Here is an 18,824-nt window from a genome sequence, read left to right as displayed (position 1 = left end):
CGTTGCGCAAGGCCCTTCGGGGCCGGTTCCGAACTCGGCCCCTCCCGCCCGTCGGGAGGGGCCATCGTTCGTTCGGGGAGGGGGGGTTCCCGGGTTCTCATCGGTATCGGGATCGACTTCGATACCGATCCCGATACCGATGGGGAGGGGGAGACCCCTGCGGTGGCCCTACGCGTTCCCAGGGTCCTCCGAGCGGCGGTAGATGCGGTGGATGGGGCTCACGTGCTCCAGGAGCCCCCAGGGGCGGCCGAGGGCGGTCTCGCTCGCGCCCAGCACCAGGTAGCCCCCGGGCCTCAATGCTTGCCGAAGCCCCAGGATGAGCTCTTCCTGCACCGGCCGCCGCAGATAGATGAGGAGGTTGCGGCAGGAGACCAGGTCCATTCCGGTGGGGTGGGTGCGGGAGTCCAGGAGGTCCGCCCGCCGAAAGCGCACGACGCGCCGCAGCTCGGGCCGCACCCGCCAGGTGCCGGCTCCCAACCGTTCGAACGCCTCGTCCCGCACGGGCGCGGGGAGCTCCTCGACGTGCCGATGGCCGTAGACCCCAGCCTGCGCCGCCGCCAGAGCCCCCTCGTCCACGTCGGTCGCGACCACGGCCACCCTTTGGGCGAGGCCCCGGGACCGGGCATAGCGCCTCAGGGAGATGGCGAGGCTGTAGGCCTCCTGGCCGCGGGCGCAGGCCGCGCACCATACCCGCAGGATGTCCCCCGTACCGGGCCGGAAGAGCGCCGGGTACGCGAGCGCCTCCAGCGCCGCAAAGACGTCCGGATCCCGAAAGAACCCCGACACCTGCACGCTGACGCCCCGCGCCAGTTGGGCGGCCTGGGCGGCTGCATCCTGCCCCGCCTGCTCCAGGTGGTCCAGGTAGACTTCGGGGTCCGCGAAACCGGCCTCGCGGGCAAGCGCCCGCACGTGGCGCAGGAGCAGGTTGTCCTTGTAGGGGCCCAGATCCGCCCCGGCCAGGGAGAGAACCAGCCGGCGGGCCCGCAGGGCGAGGGGAGAGGGGTCACCCACGGCGGGGGAAGTGATCGAATCCCAGGGCGCCCGGCATCGCCAGGGGCGCACCCCTGCGGGTGAGGGAGAGCTCCTGGGTCGTCCCCACCCGGCCGATCCGGCGCACCCGGGTTCCGGCCTCCCGGGCTGCCTCGAAGATCCGGGCGCGGCGCGGCGGGGGGGCGGTAAAGAGGAGCTCGTAGTCTTCCCCTCCGGCGAGCACCAGGGGCAGGGGCTCCACTCCCAGGGCCGCCGCGACCCCCGCCAGGTCCGGCGACACCGGCAGGCGCTCGGCCCACACCTCGGCGCCGACCCCGCTGGCCCGGAGCACGTGCCCCAGGTCTTGGAGCAGGCCGTCGGAGACGTCGATGAGGGCGGTGGCGAGGCCTGCGTCTCCCAGGGCCGCTCCCAGGGCCAGCCGGGGCTCGGGGCGCCGGTGGCGCTGCGCCAGGGTGCTCCGGGCCCGGTCCCCGGTGTCTTCGCCCGCCTCCAGGAGTCGAAGCCCCAGGGCGCTCTCCCCCGGGGTGCCGCTCACGTAGAGGTCGTCGCCCGGCCGCGCCCCCGAGCGCAGCACCGGCCCGGCGGCCCCGGCCAATCCCAGCAGCGCCACCGAGACCACCACCAGGGGAGCCGACGACGTGTCCCCCCCGATCACGGGGCAACCGAAGGCGGCGCTCCCCTCCTCGAACCCCGCGTACAGATCCTCGATCCAGTCCAGGGGCAGGTCCCCGGGGGCGGCCAGGCACACGGTGCAGGCCAGGGGCCGACCCCCCATGGCCGCCACGTCGCTCGCGTTGGCTGCCAGGCACTTGTAGCCCAGGTCCCGCGCGCCGGTGGTCCGGCGCCGGAAGTGGACGTTTTCCACCAGCTGGTCGGTGGTGATGAGGAGCGGCCGGCCCGGCGCGGGGACGACCGCCGCGTCGTCGCCGGGGCCCACCCATCCGGGGGGGTGGGGCCGGTCGAAGAGACCCAGGGCCTCCAGCAGGCCGAACTCCCCCAACTCCCGAAGCATCATGGGGGCGGCGCCTGCCCGGGGGCGCTGCCCGGGTCCGCGGAAGGGGCCGCGCCGGAGGCGGCGGGCCGGAGCGCCACGGCGAGCACCTCGTCGAGGGTCTGGACCAAGTGAAAACGCAGGGCCTTCTTCAGCTTGGGGGGAAACTCCTCCAGGTCCTTGCGGTTGCGCTCGGGGAGGATCACCTTCTTGAGGCCCGCCCGCATGGCGGCGAGGCACTTTTCCTTTACTCCGCCGATGGGCAGGACCCGGCCCCGCAGGGTGATCTCGCCGGTCATTCCGACCGTGTGGTCCAGGGGCCGGCCGGTCATGATGCTCACCAGCGCCGAGGCCATGGTCACCCCGGCGGAGGGGCCGTCCTTGGGAATGGCGCCGGCCGGCACGTGGAGGTGGATCTCCCGCTGGTCGAAGAAGTCCTCGGCCACTCCCAGGTCCTTGGCCATGGAGCGGGCGCAGGACAGGGCCGCCTGGGCCGACTCCTTCATCACGTCGCCGAGCTGGCCCGTGAGGATGAGCTTGGGCGCCCCCTTCATGGTGGTCACCTCCACGTGGAGGATCTCGCCACCCGCCTGGGTCCAGGCGAGCCCCGTGGCCACGCCCACCTGGTCGTCCTCCACCTCGGCCTCGGGCAGGAAGCGGGGCGGCCCCAGGTAGCGGTGGAGGTTGCGGCGGGTGATGGCGTACTTCTTGACCCGGCCCTCCGCCACCTTGCGCGCCACCTTGCGGCAGAGGTTGGCCACCTCCCGCTCCAGGTTGCGCAGGCCCGCCTCCCGGGTGTACTGGTCGATGAGGAGGTTTACCGCGTCGTCGGAGAAGTCGATGTGCCGCGCGTCGATGCCCTGCTCCTCCATCTGGCGCGGCACGAGGTAGCGCCGGGCGATGTGGAGCTTCTCCTCCCGGGTGTATCCCGAGAGGTGGATCATCTCCATCCGGTCCAGCAGCGCCGGCGGGATGGGGTCGATGAAGTTGGCCGTGCAGATGAACATGACCTTGGAGAGGTCGAAGGGCACGTTCAGGTAGTGGTCCTCGAAGGTGCTGTTCTGGGCCGGGTCGAGCACCTCCAGGAGGGCCGAGGCCGGGTCGCCCCGGAAGTCCTGCCCGATCTTGTCGATCTCGTCGAGCATGAACACGGGGTTTCGCGCCCCTGCCTTCTTGAGGCCCTGGACGATGCGCCCGGGCATGGCGCCCACGTAGGTGCGGCGGTGCCCCCGGATCTCGGCCTCGTCCTTCACGCCCCCCAGGCTCATGCGCACGAACTTGCGGCCCATGGCCCGGGCGATGGACTGGCCCAGGCTGGTCTTCCCCACCCCCGGCGGCCCCACGAAGCACAGGATGGGCCCCTTGGCGCTGGGCTTGAGCTTGCGCACGGCCAGGTGCTCGAGGATGCGGTCCTTGACCTTCTCCAGGTCGTAGTGGTCCTCGTCGAGGATCGCCTTGGCCCGGGGGATGTCGATGTTGTCCTTGGAGACCTTGCGCCAGGGCACCTCCACGAGCCAGTCGATGTACGTGCGGATCACCGCCGCCTCCGCCGAGGAGGGGGGCATGTCCTTCAGGCGCTGGAGCTCCCGGTCGGCCTCCTTGCGGGCCTCCGTGGGCATCTTGGCCTTTTCCACCTTCTCCCGCAGCGACGCGATCTCCTCGCCGCGGTCGTCCGAGATCCCGAGCTCCTCCTGGATGGCCTTGAGCTGCTGGCGCAGGAAGTACTCGCGCTGGCTCTTGTTCATCTCCTCCTTGGCGGCCGACTTGATCTTGGCCTGGACCATGAGCACCTGGAGCTCTCGGTCCAGGAGCGCATGGATGCGCTCGATGCGCTCCTTGGGCTCCACCGCGTCGAGCACCTGCATGGCGTCGGCTACCTTGAGGTTCACGTTGGCCGCCACGATGTCGGCCAGGCGGCCCGCGTCCTCCACGTTTTCGAGGATCATCATGATCTCGGTGGAGATCCCCTTGCCCATGTTGATGATCTCGTCGAGTTTCTCCCGCACCGAGCGCATGAGGGCCTCGGCCTCGAAGTCGGCCTTGCCGGCGGGGGCCTCCTCGATGACCTCCACCTCCACCCGGTAGCCGGGGCTCTCGGCGACCACGGCCTTGCGGCGGGCCCGGCTCAGGCCCTGCACCAGCACCTTCACCCGGCCGTCGGGGAGCTTGAGCATCCGCATGATCATGGCGGCGGTGCCCATCTCGTAGAGGTCGTCGGGCTCGGGGTCCTCGGTGGCCACTTCCTTCTGGGTGGCCAGGAAGAGCATCCGGTCACCCTGGAGGGCCTCGTCGACAGCAGCCACGGACTTCTCGCGGCCCACGAAGAGCGGCAGGATCATGTACGGAAACACCACCACGTCGCGCACCGGGAGCATGGGCAGCACCCCGGGGATGTCGAGGGTGGCGGGAACGCCCTCCTCTCCCTCGGGGGCCTTCAGGATGTCGTCGCGTTCGGACATGCGGTCACCTTTACTCGATGGGGATCTGCCGGTGGGTCTTGCGCCGTTCCTCGACCCGGGGAACTCGGATCTCGAGGACGCCATCCCGATAGCGCGCCCTGCCCCGGGCGGGATCGCCTGACGCCGGCAACACGACGAGGCGCTGGAAGGGCCCGAAGGTGCGCTCCAGGCGCAGGTAGGTCCACCTGTGGGTGTCCGGGGGCTTGGTCCCCCGAAGCACCAGAAAGCTCGGCGCGCCGTAGAGCTCCATCGCGCCCCGATCGGCCCCCGGCAGGTCTGCCCGGACCAGGATCTCGTCTTCGGTCTCGATCACGTCCACCGGCGGCCAGGGGGGTTTGTCCTCCAGGCCGGCCAACCCGGCCTCCTCGCCGAAGAGCCGCCGGAAGAGGGCCTCCACCTCCTGGCGGAAGTACTCCAGGCGTTCCAGGATGTCGCGGGGAATCCGGCTCATGGTCCCCTCGGCGGCGGGTCGTCCGGCGGGTCGGTGGCCGGATCATAGCGACGGCCCCCGGGAGCGTCAAGAAACCGACACCGGGCACAGCGCGGGCATCTCCTCGCCGGTCGACCCGTCCTTCCGTGGGGGCTTTCGATGGAGCCCGAACCGTCGGCAGCCCTTTCACGTCACTGGATCGGAACGCTGGCCAGGGCGGCCCCGGAGCTGGCTCGGAGCCGGGCGTCGGCGCTCCTGGCCTCTGACCCCTGCGAGGTCGTCTTCCGGAGCGCGGCCGAAAGCGCCGGCGATCCTCGACGCCCCCCAACCTGCTCTCATTCGAGCCAGAAGTTCCCCATGTCGATCTCGACTTCCGGAAAGGGCTCGGCGCGCACCCGGTCGTCCTCGGCGTAGAATCCCAGGACCACCCAGGCCCCGTCCCGGAGCGCGAACACCTCCAGGGTCTTGTTGCCCGGGTCCAGAAGCCACGCGTGCGGCACGGCGTGCTCCCGGTAGATGCCCATCTTTCGCACCCGGTCCGTCCGAATCGTGTGGGGAGAGAGGATCTCGCAAACCCAGTCCGGGACGGCGGAGATCCAGTTGTGGTCTTCCTCTGAGGGGAAGCGCTCCTTCCTCCAGCCCGCCAGATCCGGGACGACCGTGTGCTCTCCGATCCGGACCTCGGGCTCGACCAGGAGGATCCAGCCGCCGGGGCCGCCGCGCCCGAAGTCGTAGGGAGGCGCGAGCTCGCCGCTCAGGGCGAAGGCGGCCTTGGCGTGCTTCCTCGACGGCCGGGGGGTCACGATCAGCTCCCCGCCGAGGATCTCCCCGATCACGTGGTCGGGAAGGGCGAGGAGGTCTTCGTAGGTCGCCTTCTTGGCGACGGGCTGGGGCATGGGTGGGCTCCTCCGGGAGCAGGTACGAGGGCGGCGGCCCCGCCCATCATAGCGTGTCGCGCCCCATCTCGCGAGGTAGTCCATACCAGCGATCGAACCGAGGGCGAGCCCTTTGGCCTCCCGGACCCCGCTTGCCACCCAGTCGACGGCTCCGGTGGTTGCGCGCCCTCGACCCCTTCCCGACTCTTCTGTTACCCTCGGGCCTTCTCCTCCAGCTTCCGTGAACGAGATGAGCGCCCGACCGACTTCGAGGGCCCTGTCCCTCCTCATTGTCCTGCTCGCTGCGCTCGGCGGCGCCTGTGCAGCCCCGCAGCGGCGGGGACCTCCTCCCGAGGCCGTGCCCCGCATCGGGGTCGAGCTCGAGGGGCGGGTGTTCGTGCCGGCCCGCCGCCCTCCGGAGGGCGTGCCGGCGGAGCGGCTCCCGGAGCCGGCTCCCGAGCCCGTCCCGGCAGGGGAGAGGCCCCGGGAAGCCATGGAGGAGCCCGAGGTCCCGGAGCCGGCGGCGCCCGCCGTCGCGGAACCCACGCCCGAGGGCCTCCTGGCCGAAGACCGCTTCGCCGAAGCACTGGAGCTCCTGGACGAAGCCGGGGAGGCAGCCCCTCCCGCCGTCTGGCGCCTGAGGGCAGAAGCCCTCCAGGGGCTGGGTCGCCGCACCGAGGCGGTGTGGGCGTACGTCGCCGCCCTGCCGGGCGCGGACGAGATCGACGCGGAGGACCTGAGGGCCCGGTCGCGCGCCCTCCTCGACGCCCTGGGGGAGGAAGAGCTCGCGCGGGTCGCCCAGGAGTGCCCCCTGTGCCCCGAAGGGGGATACGCCCGCCTGCGCCGGGCCCGGCTGCTGTATGGGCACGGGCAGGCAGGGGAGGCCGAGGCGCTGCTCGGGGGGGTGCTCTCCGATTTCCCGGAGGATCCGCTCGGGAGGGTCGCCGAGGCGCTGCTCGCCCAGTGGGTCGCGGTGCGGTCGGTGGTTCCGGGCCTCTACGGACTCATTCTTCCCCTCTCCGGCCCGCTCCAGCCCATCGGCGAGCGGGCCCTGCGGGGCGCCCTCGTCGCCTCTCGGCTCTTCGAGGCCGGCGGGGAGCCGGGCATCCGCTTGCTGGTGGAGGACTCCCGCGGCGAGCCCGAGGATGCGGCCCGGGCGGTGCGTGCGCTGGCGGCCCGCGGCGTGGTGGGGATTGCGGGTCCTCTCAAGGGCAGCGCGGCGGCCGAGGCCGCCCGGGTCGCGCGGGAGCTCGGCGTTCCGTTGATTGCGCCCACCCCTGCGCCGGCGGCGGCCGGCGGCGGCTCCTTCCGCCTCTACCTCCGGGAGGAGGACGAGATGGCCCGCCTGGCGGAGCACGCCCTGGGGGAGGCGGGGCTTCGCCGGTTCGCCATCCTCTACGCGGACACCCCGCTGGGCCGGCGCTACCGGGACCTCTTCTGGGGCGAGGTCGTGGCCCGGGGAGGGGAGATCACCGGGGTCGAGGCGTTTCCCCCCGGCTCCCGCGACCACGGCGACCCGATCCGGCGGCTCACGGGGGTCTTCGGGCTCACCCCTGCCGAGGTGCGAGAGCGCTTCGTGGAGCAGGAGCGGGAGCGGCTGGTGCGGGAACAGGCCCTCCTGGTGGCCCTGGGTCTCGCCGCAGAGACCGACCCCGAGCCCGAGCCGACGGTGGACTCCGACCGCCTGGCGCGCTTCAAACCGCCCCCCGTGGTGGACTTCGAAGCGGTGTTCGTCCCGGTCTCGAGCGTGGAGGCCGGCCAGATCGCCCCCCAGCTTCCGTTCCACGACGTGGAGCGGGTTACCCTGTTGGGAATCCGCACCTGGAACCATCCGGCGCTGGTCCAGGTGGGCGAGGAGTACGTGGCCGGCGCCCTCTTCCCGGCCGAGTTCCACCCGGCCCTTGCCGAAGCCCGGGAGCTCGTCGCCGCCTACCAGGCCGAGTACGGGGAGCCTCCCGGGGTGATCGAGGCCTACGCCGCAGACGCGGTGCGCCTGCTCGCCGGGGGGGCGGCGCTCCTCGAGCCCGAGACCCGGCCGGCCCTTCGCCGCCGCCTGGAGTCCCTGTGGGCCGCTCCCGGAGTGATGGGTCCCCTCACCACCCATCCCGGCGGCGACGTGGCGGCCCAGGCCAAGATCCTCACCGTGCGCCGGGGGCGCATCGTCCCGGTGGCCCCGTGATGCCGGCCCCGAGCCCGCACCGGGAGCCTCGATGAGAAAGGTCGAGCGCCCGCGGCTGGGCCGGTTCCCGGGAGGCCTCCAGTTCCTCTTCGTTCCCAACCGGGCCGCGCCGGCCCTGGCGCTCGACCTGTGGGTGCGCGCCGGGAGCGCCGACGAGGCCCCGGGAGAGGAGGGCATGGCCCACCTGGTGGAGCACATGCTCTTCAAGGGCAGCGAGCGCCGGGGCCCCGGGGAGGCCGCTCGCCAGGTGGAGGGACTGGGCGGAGAGATCAACGCCTACACGAGCCACGACCACACCGTCTACTCCCTGGTCCTGGCCAGCCGCTACGCCGAACTCGGCATCGAGATCCTCGCCGACGCCGTGCGCGCGCCGAGCTTCGATCCGGCGGAGCTCGAGCGCGAGAAGGCGGTGGTCGTCGAGGAGCTGCGCCGCAGCCGCGACCTGCCCCACCACGTGCTCTCCCAGCTTCTCTTCTCCCACGGGTACCGGGTCCACCCTTACGGGCGCTCCATCCTGGGCCGGGAAGAGACGGTGGGAGCCTTTTCGCCCGGCGACTGCCAGGCGTTCCACCGCCGGTGGTACCGGCCCGGGAACATGGTCCTGGTGGCCGCGGGCGATGCCGCCCCTGAGGTGTTGGAGGCCCGGGTCGGGGAGCTCCTGTCCCCCGGGAAGCCTGCCCGGGCGCCCCGGCGCCGCCGCCCGCGGGAGCCCCGCGCCGAGGGGTTTCGCGCGTGCTTCCAGGCGCGCGACCTCACGGAGGTCTACTTCGACCTGGCCTTCCCGGGCCCTGCGGCGCGGCACCCGGACGTGGCGGCGGTGGACCTGCTGATGGCGGTCCTGGTGCAGGGAGAGGCCTCCCGGCTGCAGCATCGGGTGAAGCTCGACCGCAATCTCGTGCGCACGGTCTCCGGAGGGGCCTACACGCCCGATGACCCGGGGCTGCTGTGCTTCGGCGGAGTGGCGGAGCCCGGACGCTTCGGTCCGGCCTTCGAGGCCATCGCCGAAGAGGTGTTCCGCTTCCAGCGCGAGCTGCCCGGCCCGCGGGAGCTCGAACGGGCCCGGGAGAACCTGGAGGCGGACTTCGTGTACCAGAAGGAAACCGCCGAGGGGCAGGCCCGCAAGGCGGGCTTCTTCCACGTGGTGCTGGGGGGGACCTCCGAGGAGGACCGGTACCTGGCCCGCCTGCACCGGGTATCGGCGGAGGATCTGCGGGTCGCGGCCCGAAAGTACTTTCGGGCAGACCGCGCGGTGCTGGTCGCCCTGCACCCCACGGCGGGGCCGCTGGGGATCGCGGGCGACGAGGCCGGATCGCTCCTGGCGCGAGCCGAGGCCGGGGCGCGGCGCCCGGGCCGTGGGGGCGGGAGGGGGCGCAGGGCCTCCTCCCGGGAAGGGCTGGTTCGCCGGGTGCTGCCCAACGGGGCGCGGATCCTGGTGAAGGAGAACCGGGCGGTTCCCATTGCAGCCGCCCGCGCGGTGTTCCTCGGGGGGCTGCGCCGGGAGCCGCCGTCCCTCGCGGGGGCCTACCACCTCCTGGGGCTGGCGCTGGTTCGCGGAACCGCGAGCCGCAGCGCCTACGACATCGCCCACGAGATGGACGCCGTGGGCGGGCACCTGGAGGGATTTTCCGGGAGAAACTCCTTTGGCTTGAAAGCCGAGCTTCTTTCCCGGTACCTGGAGGACGGCCTGGACCTCTTCGCCGAGGTCCTGTGCCATCCCACCTTCCCGGAGGAGGAGGTGGAGAAGCTCCGGGACGACACCCTGGCCGCCCTGGGAATGCGCCGGGACAACCCCGCCGGCTATGCCTTTCGCCTCCTGGAGGAGCTCCTCTTCGGGTCGCACCCCTATGGGCGCGACGTGCTGGGGTGCCCCGAAACGGTGCAGGGGCTCGATGGCGAAGCGCTGCGCCGGCTCCACGGAAGGGCCGATCCGCGGGAGCTCGCGGTGGCCGTGGCCGGAGACGTGGACGCCGGCGAGGTGTGCGACTTCTTCGAGCGGGCACTGGAGGTTCTGGAGCCGGGGCTGGAAGGAGGGTTCGATCCCGCGCCTCCTCCTCGGATCGAGGCGCCCCTCGTGCGGGAGCTGGCGTGGGCTGCCGAGCAGGCCCACGTGGCCGTGGGGTTCCCCGGTACCCGTCTGGGGAGCCCCGACCGGGCCGCGGTTCAGGTGCTCACGGCCGTCCTGGCCGGCCAGGGAGGGCGCTTCTTCCGGCGCCTGCGGGAAGAGCGGGCCCTGGCCTACGCTGTCTCCTGCTCCAGCCTGGAGGGGCTCGACCCGGGCTACCTGGCGGGCTACGCGGCGACGACCCCCGCCCGGGCGTCGGAGGCCCGGGAGTGCCTCCTGGAGGAGTTCGCCCTCGCGGCCCGCGCAGGCATCACCGCCCAAGAGCTGGAGCAGGCCCAGCGAAAGCTCGTGGGGGGCTTCGAGCTGGCCCTCCAGGAAAATGCCTCCCAGGCGGCCCAGATGGCCCTGGACGAGGTCTACGGCCTGGGGCATCGAAGCTTCGAGACCTACGCCCGCCGGATCTTCGGCGTGAGTGCCGCCGACGTTACCGAGGCGGCCCGCCGCTACCTGCTTCCCGAGGCCCACGCCTGTGTGGTGCTGCGCCCGGCGGAGGGCGCCTAGGCCGGGGAGGCTCGGCGCACCTGCCCCCCCCTCGGAGTCGAGCCCTCCGAACGTCGCGGATCCCGCGGCGCAGCGTAGGGGTTCCCCGAACCCGCTTTCCGCCCAGACGGTGGATCCAGCGACAGCATCCCCCTTTTGTTTTCCCGCCGACCGGAGTACCCTTCACGCCTCCAGCCTGTGGCTAGCCTCCCGTCCGGGAGATGCCCGCCAGGTCGGGTTTCGGAGTTCCCGCCGCCGCATCCCCCCTGATCCCGACTTGTTCCGTGCTCTTGCCGCGGGCCGTTCCAGGTCCTGCTGGAGGAGCTATGGCGCAGGGGGTCGGCGTGCGCGACTCCGAGGAGAGAAGCAACGTCCATGGCACGGAAGATCCGCCCCTTGAACCTGCTCATCGGCGGCGCGTTCGCCGCCCTGACCATCGCATTCTGGGCCCTGGGCAACCGCCCGGCGGCCGAGCCCCCGTGGCCGTCCCAGGTGGAGGGCATGTCGTTCTCGCCCCTGCGGATGGGGAGCGACCCCGCGATGGGCGAGTTTCCGACCCGGGAGGAGATCGCCGCAGACCTTTCCCTGTTGGCGGGCAAGGTCAAGTCGATCCGCACCTACGGCGTGGGTGGGACCTTGGCCGACGTACCGGAGCTCGCTGGCGGGCACCGCATGAGCGTGGCCCTGGGTGCCTGGCTCACGGCAAACCAGGAGGAGAACGAGCGGGAGCTCGCAGCGCTCATCGCGGTGGCCCGAAAGCACAAGAACGTGACTCGGGTATTCGTGGGCAATGAAGTCCTGCTTCGGGGCGACCTGACGGCCGAGCAGCTGGCCGGGTACATGGACCGAGCGCGCAAGGCCCTGAAGGTCCCCGTGAGCACCGGCGAGCCATGGCACGTATGGCTGAAGTACCCGGAGCTGGCGGCCCACGCGGACTTCCTGGGAGCCCACTTCCTTCCCTACTGGGAGGGGATCGACCTGGACGAAGCCGTCCAGCACGTTGCCGACAAGGTCGGAGAGCTCCAGGCGGCCTTCCCCAAGAAGCCCGTCGTCCTGGCCGAGGTGGGGTGGCCGAGCAACGGCAGGACCCGGCGCAGCGCGGTGGCCTCCGAGGCCAACGAGGCCACCTTCCTTCGCCGCTTCCTGGCCCGCGCCCAGGCGGAGAAGTACGACTACTACCTCATGGAAGCCTTCGACCAGCCCTGGAAGAGCGAGACCGAGGGGGCGGTGGGCGCCTACTGGGGGGTCTACGACGTCTACCGGAACCAGAAGTTCACCTTCACCGAGCCCATCGTCAGGGTGCCCCAGTGGCGCACCCTGGCAGGCGCCTCGGTGGTCCTGGCCCTGGTCACCCTGGCGATGCTCCTGCTCGATGGTGGGACGCTTCGCCGCAGGGGGCGAAGCTTCCTCGCGGCGGTGGCCCACGGGGTGGGGGCGGGAGCCGTGTGGGTCGGGTACGACTACGCCCACCAGTACCTGACGCCCTTCACCGTGACCGTGGGCATCGCCCTGGCCGTGGGCTTCCTGGGGATCGCCCTGGTGCTCCTCACCGAGGCCCACGAGCTCGCCGAGGCCACCTGGGTGACCGGTCGCCGCCGCCCCTTCGGCCCGGCGGCCGCCCCGCCCTCGGGCGATGGAAACCCCGACGGTGCGCTTCCCCTGGTCTCGATCCACGTGCCCGCCTACAACGAGCCTCCGGAGATGATGGTCGAGACCCTCGATGCCCTGGCCCGGCTCGACTATCCCCGCTTCGAGGTCCTGGTCATCGACAACAACACGGTCCAGGAGGCGGTCTGGCGGCCCGTGGAGGAGCACTGCCGCAAGCTCGGGCAACGGTTTCGCTTCTTCCACGTGGCGCCGCTCAAGGGCTTCAAGGCGGGGGCCCTGAACTTCGCCCTCGAGCGCACGTCTCCCGAGGCCGAGGTGGTGGCGGTCATCGACAGCGACTACCAGGTGCGCCCGTCGTGGCTCCGCGACCTGGTGCCCCACTTCGCGCGCCCCGAGATCGGGTTCGTCCAGGCGCCGCAGGACTATCGGGACGAGGGGGAGAGCGTTTTCAAGGCCATGTGCCACGCCGAGTACAAGGGCTTCTTCCACATCGGCATGGTGACCCGCAACGACCGAAACGCCGTGATCGAGCACGGCACGATGACGATGATCCGCACCTCGGTCCTGCGCGAGGTCGGTGGCTGGGCCGAGTGGTGCATCACCGAGGACGCGGAGCTGGGGCTTCGGATCTTCGAGAAGGGCTACGAGGGCGCCTACGTGGAGGAGAGCTACGGCAAGGGCCTCATGCCCGACACCTTCGTGGACTACAAGAAGCAGCGTTTCCGCTGGGCTTACGGCGCGATCCAGATCCTGCGGCGTCACCGCCGCGAGCTCCTGGGCTCGGTCCGCACGCGCCTCTCGAGGGGGCAGCGCTACCACTTCCTGGCGGGGTGGCTTCCCTGGCTCGCCGACGGGCTCAACCTCTTCTACACCTTCGCCGCCCTCGCGTGGTCGCTCGCGGTGGTCCTCGATCCCAAGCACGTGGACCCGCCGCTGGCGGTCTTCACGGTCCCGCCGCTTGCGCTCTTCGCGTTCAAGGTGGCGAAGCTCGTCTACGTCTATCGGGTCCGGGTGGGCGCGACCCGCGTCCAGACGGCGGCGGCCGCGCTCGCGGGGCTTGCCCTCTCCCACGCCATCGCCAAGGCCGTGGTCATGGGATTCCTGACCACCGGCAAGCCCTTCTTCCGCACCCCGAAGTGCGAAGACCGGCCCGCCCTGGTGCGCGCCCTGGCCGCTGCGGCCGAGGAGGCTGCCCTGGCCGCGGCTCTGTGGCTGGCCGCCCTGGGGGTGGGGCTCGCCCAGGGGCGGGACACCCCCGGCTCGCTCCTGTGGTGCGCGGTGCTCCTGGTCCAGTCCCTGCCGTATGCTGCTGCCGTTCTCCTCTCCCTGACCAACGCCCTCCCGGCCCGCCCCCGGCCGGCGCCCCGGGCTGCCCTGGCTCCGACGCCCTCCTTGCCGTGACGGATGCCCCCTCACCCCGCCCTCTCCGCCCGGTGTAGGTCGGGTTAGCCCCAGGGGCCTAACCCGACGACCTGGGGGGCGCCGCGGGGATGTCGGGGTGGGGGAGCGGGGTCCGGCGGTCAGGTGTCGGGGGCGGGGCGCTCGCGGCCGGTCAACGCCGCTTCCCGCTCGGCCCGCACCCGGTCCTTGATGCGTTTCACGTGCCCTCGGCCCAGGCCCTTCACCTCGCACCCGAGCTCGAAGTAGCGCCGGATCCGGGCGTCGTCGAGCACGCCGAAGCAGTCGATCACGGCTACCGGCCCGCCGGCGGTGCTGACGACCCTGTCGGGGTCCAGGTCCAGGTAGGCTTCGTGGCGTACCGCAAAGATGACCGCATCGGCGCCCGAGAGGGCCTTTTCCAGGTCCTGCTCCACCCGCAGCTCCGCAAGCTTCTCCTGGTTGCGAAAGAACCGCTTCCAGCTGTAGTCCGCCGACGGGTACTCGTCTTGCTTCTCGAACTCCCACCAGTGCTGCACGTAAGGGTCGTGGACCCGGGGCTCGGCCCCCATCTCGGTGAGCCGCCGGATGAGGAGCTCCGAGCCGGAGTATCGGGTGTCGCCCACGTCCTCCCGGTAGGAAGCCCCGAGCACCACCACGTCGGCCGCGGCCACCGGCCGGGCCATGTTGCGAAGCGCATCGCGCACGAGCTGGGCCACGTGGAGCGCCCGGGTGTCGTTCACGTCGATGGCCAGCGGGGTGATCTTGAAGATGTCGTCCTCGAACCCGTGGATGTGCCGGTAGGCCCAAACCCCCAGGCCCCCGTCCTTGGGCAGGCAGTACCCGCCGATCCCCGGCCCGGGGAAGATCATGTTCGAGTGGGTGGGGCGCACCTTGATGGCCCCGATGACCTTGATGAGATCCACCCCGTTTCGCTCGGCGAAGTGGCTCCACTCGTCGAGGAAGGCGAGGATCGTGGCCCGGTAACTGTTCTCGACGATCTTGGCTGTCTCCGACTCGATGGGGCGGTCGAGCACCGTGAGGGGAAAATCCCGGGTGTTGAGCACGTCCTCCAGGAAGCGCACCACCCGGTCACGGGCCTCGTCGTTGATGCCGCTGCACACCCGCCAGAAGTTGCGGATGCTGTTGACGTACTCCCGGCCCGGCATCACCCGCTCGTAGCTGTGGGCCAAGAGCGGCTCGCTCGCGATGCCCCGGCGGCGGAAGACCTTGCGCATGATGGGGTAGGCCACCTGCTCGGTGGTGCCGGGGGCCACGGTGGTCTCGATCAGCACCAGGGCCGAGGGGGGAATGTGCTCGGCGATGACTTCCAGGGATGCCTCCAGGGCGTCCATGTCGGCGCGGCCGTTTCGCACGTTGCCGAGCTCTTCCTTCAAGTAGTCGCACTGCACGTCCACCACCACCACGTCGGCCAGCCTCAAGGCCTCGTAGGTGTAGGTGGCCGTGAGCGTCTTCTTGTGAAGGACGCACCGGGCGATCATGGGGTCCACCTCGGGGTCCTCCGACTTCACCGGCGAGAGGCCCCGGTTCAGGAGGGGGATCTTCCAGTAGCTCCGGGGGCTCGGGCGCTGCATGCCGATGACGAACTTGGTGGGCTTGCCCTGGCCGTCTTCGGCATCGGCCACCACCGCCGCCATCACCGCCCCCACGAACCCCACCCCCACCACTACCACGACCTCCCGCCCCAGGGTCCGCTGCTCGGCCGCGAGCTTCTCGAGCCGCTGGAACTCCAGGGCGTGGTCCTCCGGGGTGGGGAGGGCAAAGGCTTCCCCTTCGGGGCTGACCGAGTTGTTGCGTGCGTCCATGGATGCTCCTCCTGTCGAAATGGGCGCGCGTGGCGCCCAAGCGGGAATCGTATCGGCCGAGGCGGCGCCTCGCTGGAGAGAATTCCCGGCGGCGTACCTGGGTCGGGGAAAGAGCGCCGAATCCGAAACATTGTCGGGAGCCGGCCCATTCCTGTCAACGTGCCCCTGGCCGGAAGCCTTCGGAGGGAACATCGAAGGGATCGGCGGCAGGCGGTTGACAATTGACCACGCCACGGACAACATACGCCCATGATCGCGCGCCATGTCTCCGACATCCTGTTGGCGGCCCTCCGAGATACACCCGTGGTCTTTCTCAACGGGGCACGCCAGACCGGCAAGAGCACCCTCGCCCACGCCCTCGCCCAGGGGTCACACCCCGCTTCCTACGTCACCCTCGACGACGCCACAGCCCTTTCGGCGGCGTCGTCGGACGCCACCGGTTTTGTCGGCGGCCTGCCGGAGCCGGTCGTGATCGACGAAGTGCAGCGCGCCCCGGACGTCTTCCTCGCCATCAAGGGGGAGGTGGACCGGCGCCGCACCCCGGGGCGGTTCCTCCTCACCGGCTCGGCGAACGTGTGGCTCCTTCCGACCCTGGCAGAGTCCTTGGTCGGCCGGATGGAAGTCGTCACCCTCTGGCCTCTCTCCCAAGGGGAACTCGTCGGCAAACGGGAGGACTTCGTGGACAGGCTCTTCGCCGGCGGGCCGCCCGGCCCTGGGCGGTTGCCGCAACCCGAGGAGGACCTGGCGCAGGTCGTTCTCGCGGGCGGGTACCCCGAGGCGGTCGAGCGCAAGGACCCCGCCCGTCGGTCCGCCTGGTTCGGTGCCTACCTGACCACCTTGCTCCAGCGAGACGTGCGGGAGATGGCACACATAGAAGGCCTTACCGAGCTCCCCCGGCTCCTCGCCCTACTCGCCGCCCGCGCCGGCTCCCTTCTCAACGCCTCCGAGCTCTCGCGGGCCAGCGGGATCCCGACGACGACCCTGCGCCGCTACCTGTCCCTGCTGGAGGCCGCGTTCCTCTTCGTTCCGCTTCCCGCATGGTCGGCAAACCTCTCGAAGCGCCTCATCAAGATGCCCAAGATCTTCCTCAACGACACGGGCCTGGCGGGATATCTCCAGGGCCTCGATGCAGCGCGACTGCGCAGCGACCGCCGCCTTCTGGGGCCACTCCTCGAAAACTGGGTCTCGATGGAGTTGCGAAAACAGTCAGGGTGGTCTCGGTGCAGGGTCTCGCTCTTTCACTTCCGCACCGTCTCTGGGCAGGAGGTAGACCTCGTCCTGGAGGACCCGACCGGGGCCGTGGCCGCCGTGGAGGTCAAGGCGAGCGCACAGGTGACCGCAGACGATTTCCGGGGGCTGAAGGCCCTCAAGGAGCTTTCCGGCGACCGCTTCCGCTGCGGGGTCATTCTGTACGCGGGTCGTGCAACGATTCCCTTCGGAGCCGACCTCTGGGCCGCGCCCATCGGCAGCCTGTGGGCTTGATCGGCCAGCCGTCGGCGAGCCGCGTGGGGACGTAGCGTCCTAGTTGAATACCAATCGAGAGAACAGAATACTAGGCAACTAGGGCGCTACGTTCCCTTCGCCGCACCCAAACGAAAGCCCCGGAGGGCGAACCCTCCGGGGCTTGGTGTTTCGGTGTTGCTGCGAGGATCAGTAGGGCACGTTGACCATCGCGATGAGCTTGTAGAGGTCGTCCGGGTCCTTGCCCTCGGCGTTGGTCTTGTCGTAGAAATCGCCGAGCAGGGCGTAGGCGCCGCGCAGGCTCACGTCGGCCGCGCCGGCGATCTTGTAGCCAACCTTGACCGCGAGCTCGCCGCCGATGTTCGTTCCCTCGCGGGACTTCGTGGCCTCGTCGTTGCGCTTGTCGTCGAGTGCCATGAAATAGCCCAGGGCACCCTGGAAGTACATGTTCTTCATTGCGGGGGGGGTGTACCGGCCAGTCGCCACCGCCCCAAAGAGGCCGTAGCCCGCGTAGGCAGCGTCGGTCAGGGCGCGGCGGCCGCCGCCGAAGTTGTTGTAGTCCACGTCGGCGAGCATGATCATCAGACCGGCGTCGAAGTACTCGAAGGCGCCGCTACCGAAGTCCGCCTGGGTGAAGGACTCGACATCCTGGTCGTCGTCATCCTTCGTGTAGTACATGAGCCGCAGGTCGACCTTCGCGCCGGCCATGGCCATGGAGCCCTTCAGGAAGGCTGCCCAGGCGGAGTGATCCACGTCGGAGGCGCCGCTCTCGTTGGTGCCGAAGTTGTACACGAACCAACCGGTGAGGTCCACAGGGGCAAGCGTGTAGCCAGCCTTCAAACCGACCCAGTAGAGATCCGTCTGGTTGGGCTGGTCATTGACCCAGTAGCCGTCCAGGCCGAGGGAGAGCTCCTTCACCGGAGCCAGATTCAACTGCAGGGCGTAGAGGTCGACGTCGTCCTCCGAAACCCGGTCGTTCTCAGTGTACTTCGACCAGAACAGGGTGGCGTCGAACATGTCCATCTTGGCGTTCAGCTTGAGGCCCGCCATGTCGTCGTTCATGATGGCGCCGTCGAACTTGCCGCCGAAGCCCTGGAGGCCGATGCGCGCGGACACCGGAGTGTCGGGGAGCTTCAGGTCGAGGTAGGCGTGCTTGGTCTCGATGTTCACGCCGTCGGCGCTCTTTCTGCCGCCCTGGCCAATGCCGCCCTTGGACGCCTCGCCCCAGGGCGTATCGACCTCCATGAAGAGAACGGCCGACACGTACTCGTTGATGTTGTTCTGCCACCGGGCGCGGAACCGGTTGTCGACGCCCTTGACCGGCCGCTGGTCCTTGGCCTGATTGTCGGCGGTGAGCTGCTCCATGATGAACTGGGTGCGGAAGTAGCCGCCGATCTGGTGGTCGGCAAAGGCCGGTGCGGCCAGGCCCAAGGCCACGGTACCGACGAGGGCCGTGCGAAGAAGCTTCTTCATTCTATTCCTCCTGTAGTGGTTGACCCAACCGTTGGTGAATCGGTCCTGGTACGTTCTTTCCGACCTTGGATCGTCCGCGTCACCTCCTTTTTCCATGGTTGAAAGAGCAGGACACGCCTCCTACAGCTCTATGGTTCATGCGGCCCCAAGGCCGAGCCGCGACGGCGGCAAAACGAAGGAAACCCCGGCGGGCGGAGCATAACAACGGTTGAAATAGGGTGTCAAGGCCCGTTTTGTGCTGATTTTGAGCCCCTTACAGCCAGTTCCCGGGAGTGCGGGTCGGCGGGCTGGCGAGATCCGGTCGATTTGGCGGCGCAGTATAGCCAGCAGTGCACGGCATGGCAAGAACCATCGCGAACCCGAAGCCACCACGAAGGCACGAAGACACCAAGGAAGCCTTCCGTTGGAGAGGGCTCGGCCGCCCCAATGAAAGGTTCTCTTCCGGGTCGTGTGGGTGGACCCGCTGGGGAGCGAACCCCGGCGTCTGGGCGCGTAGGGGCGCACAGCGTGCGCCCGGAGGGTTCGGGGTGGACCCGAGGGCGGGCGCACGCTG

11 protein-coding genes are annotated in these 18,824 nt (G+C 70.4%); 4 read left to right on the top strand and 7 right to left on the bottom strand.

Annotated elements, in window-relative coordinates; genetic code table 11:
- Positions 1-168: 168 nt before the first annotated feature.
- From AB1578_08455 to AB1578_08435, 5 genes are all read right to left on the bottom strand, one after another.
- The gene (locus AB1578_08455) at positions 169-1,011 is read right to left on the bottom strand and encodes a protein-glutamate O-methyltransferase CheR (GenBank protein MEW6487931.1); all 843 of its coding nucleotides are present in this window, start codon (positions 1,009-1,011) and stop codon (positions 169-171) included.
- Positions 1,004-2,005 (bottom strand): thiamine-phosphate kinase, encoded by a 1,002-nt coding sequence (gene thiL / locus AB1578_08450; GenBank protein MEW6487930.1) that lies wholly within the window; start codon positions 2,003-2,005, stop codon positions 1,004-1,006. Before thiL ends, AB1578_08455 begins: the two co-directional genes overlap by 8 nt.
- Positions 2,002-4,356 (bottom strand): endopeptidase La, encoded by a 2,355-nt coding sequence (gene lon / locus AB1578_08445; GenBank protein MEW6487929.1) that lies wholly within the window; start codon positions 4,354-4,356, stop codon positions 2,002-2,004. Before lon ends, thiL begins: the two co-directional genes overlap by 4 nt.
- Positions 4,357-4,450: 94 nt before the next feature.
- Complete coding sequence (locus AB1578_08440) at positions 4,451-4,891, bottom strand: Hsp20/alpha crystallin family protein (GenBank protein ID MEW6487928.1); 441 nt, start codon at positions 4,889-4,891, stop codon at positions 4,451-4,453.
- Between the two features lie 314 nt (positions 4,892-5,205).
- Positions 5,206-5,766, bottom strand: coding sequence for a Uma2 family endonuclease (locus AB1578_08435; protein MEW6487927.1), 561 nt, complete (start codon positions 5,764-5,766; stop codon positions 5,206-5,208).
- 337 nt (positions 5,767-6,103) lie between these two features.
- Between AB1578_08435 and AB1578_08430 the strand changes: the two genes are divergently transcribed.
- The 3 genes from AB1578_08430 (at position 6,104) to AB1578_08420 (ending at position 13,535) form a co-directional block, all read left to right on the top strand.
- A complete protein-coding gene (locus tag AB1578_08430; GenBank protein MEW6487926.1) occupies positions 6,104-7,924 on the top strand; it encodes a penicillin-binding protein activator in 1,821 nt (606 codons plus the stop codon).
- A 31-nt stretch (positions 7,925-7,955) separates the two neighbouring features.
- The gene (locus AB1578_08425) at positions 7,956-10,547 is read left to right on the top strand and encodes a pitrilysin family protein (protein ID MEW6487925.1); all 2,592 of its coding nucleotides are present in this window, start codon (positions 7,956-7,958) and stop codon (positions 10,545-10,547) included.
- Positions 10,548-10,901: 354 nt separating this feature from the next.
- The gene (locus tag AB1578_08420) at positions 10,902-13,535 is read left to right on the top strand and encodes a glycosyltransferase family 2 protein (GenBank protein ID MEW6487924.1); all 2,634 of its coding nucleotides are present in this window, start codon (positions 10,902-10,904) and stop codon (positions 13,533-13,535) included.
- Between the two features lie 119 nt (positions 13,536-13,654).
- Here AB1578_08420 and AB1578_08415 read toward each other — a convergent pair whose 3' ends face one another.
- The gene (locus tag AB1578_08415) at positions 13,655-15,337 is read right to left on the bottom strand and encodes a UDP binding domain-containing protein (GenBank protein ID MEW6487923.1); all 1,683 of its coding nucleotides are present in this window, start codon (positions 15,335-15,337) and stop codon (positions 13,655-13,657) included.
- A gap of 249 nt (positions 15,338-15,586) precedes the next feature.
- On the opposite strand from AB1578_08415, the gene AB1578_08410 reads away from it, so the two are divergent.
- Positions 15,587-16,819: an ATP-binding protein gene (locus AB1578_08410; protein ID MEW6487922.1), complete on the top strand. Its 1,233-nt coding sequence runs from the start codon at positions 15,587-15,589 to the stop codon at positions 16,817-16,819.
- A 168-nt stretch (positions 16,820-16,987) separates the two neighbouring features.
- On the opposite strand, the gene AB1578_08405 is transcribed toward AB1578_08410, so the two are convergent.
- Positions 16,988-18,271, bottom strand: coding sequence for a hypothetical protein (locus AB1578_08405; protein ID MEW6487921.1), 1,284 nt, complete (start codon positions 18,269-18,271; stop codon positions 16,988-16,990).
- Positions 18,272-18,824: the final 553 nt, after the last annotated feature.

Source organism: Thermodesulfobacteriota bacterium (genome assembly GCA_040756475.1).
Lineage (GTDB): Bacteria > Desulfobacterota > Deferrisomatia > Deferrisomatales > JACRMM01 > JBFLZB01.
Note: the sequence above shows the minus strand (reverse complement) of the source record. Positions and strands in the feature narration are given on the sequence as shown.

Bases quoted from the DNA above. Each gene is read 5' to 3' on its own strand.
- thiL (MEW6487930.1), bottom strand. From the start codon at position 2,005: ATGATGCTTCGGGAGTTGGGGGAGTTCGGCCTGCTGGAGGCCCTGGGT.
- lon (MEW6487929.1), bottom strand. From the start codon at position 4,356: ATGCTCCCGGTGCGCGACGTGGTGGTGTTTCCGTACATGATCCTGCCG.
- AB1578_08440 (MEW6487928.1), bottom strand. From the start codon at position 4,891: ATGAGCCGGATTCCCCGCGACATCCTGGAACGCCTGGAGTACTTCCGC.
- AB1578_08435 (MEW6487927.1), bottom strand. From the start codon at position 5,766: ATGCCCCAGCCCGTCGCCAAGAAGGCGACCTACGAAGACCTCCTCGCC.
- AB1578_08425 (MEW6487925.1), top strand. From the start codon at position 7,956: ATGAGAAAGGTCGAGCGCCCGCGGCTGGGCCGGTTCCCGGGAGGCCTC.
- AB1578_08420 (MEW6487924.1), top strand. From the start codon at position 10,902: ATGGCACGGAAGATCCGCCCCTTGAACCTGCTCATCGGCGGCGCGTTC.
- AB1578_08415 (MEW6487923.1), bottom strand. From the start codon at position 15,337: ATGGACGCACGCAACAACTCGGTCAGCCCCGAAGGGGAAGCCTTTGCC.
- AB1578_08410 (MEW6487922.1), top strand. From the start codon at position 15,587: ATGATCGCGCGCCATGTCTCCGACATCCTGTTGGCGGCCCTCCGAGAT.
- AB1578_08405 (MEW6487921.1), bottom strand. From the start codon at position 18,271: ATGAAGAAGCTTCTTCGCACGGCCCTCGTCGGTACCGTGGCCTTGGGC.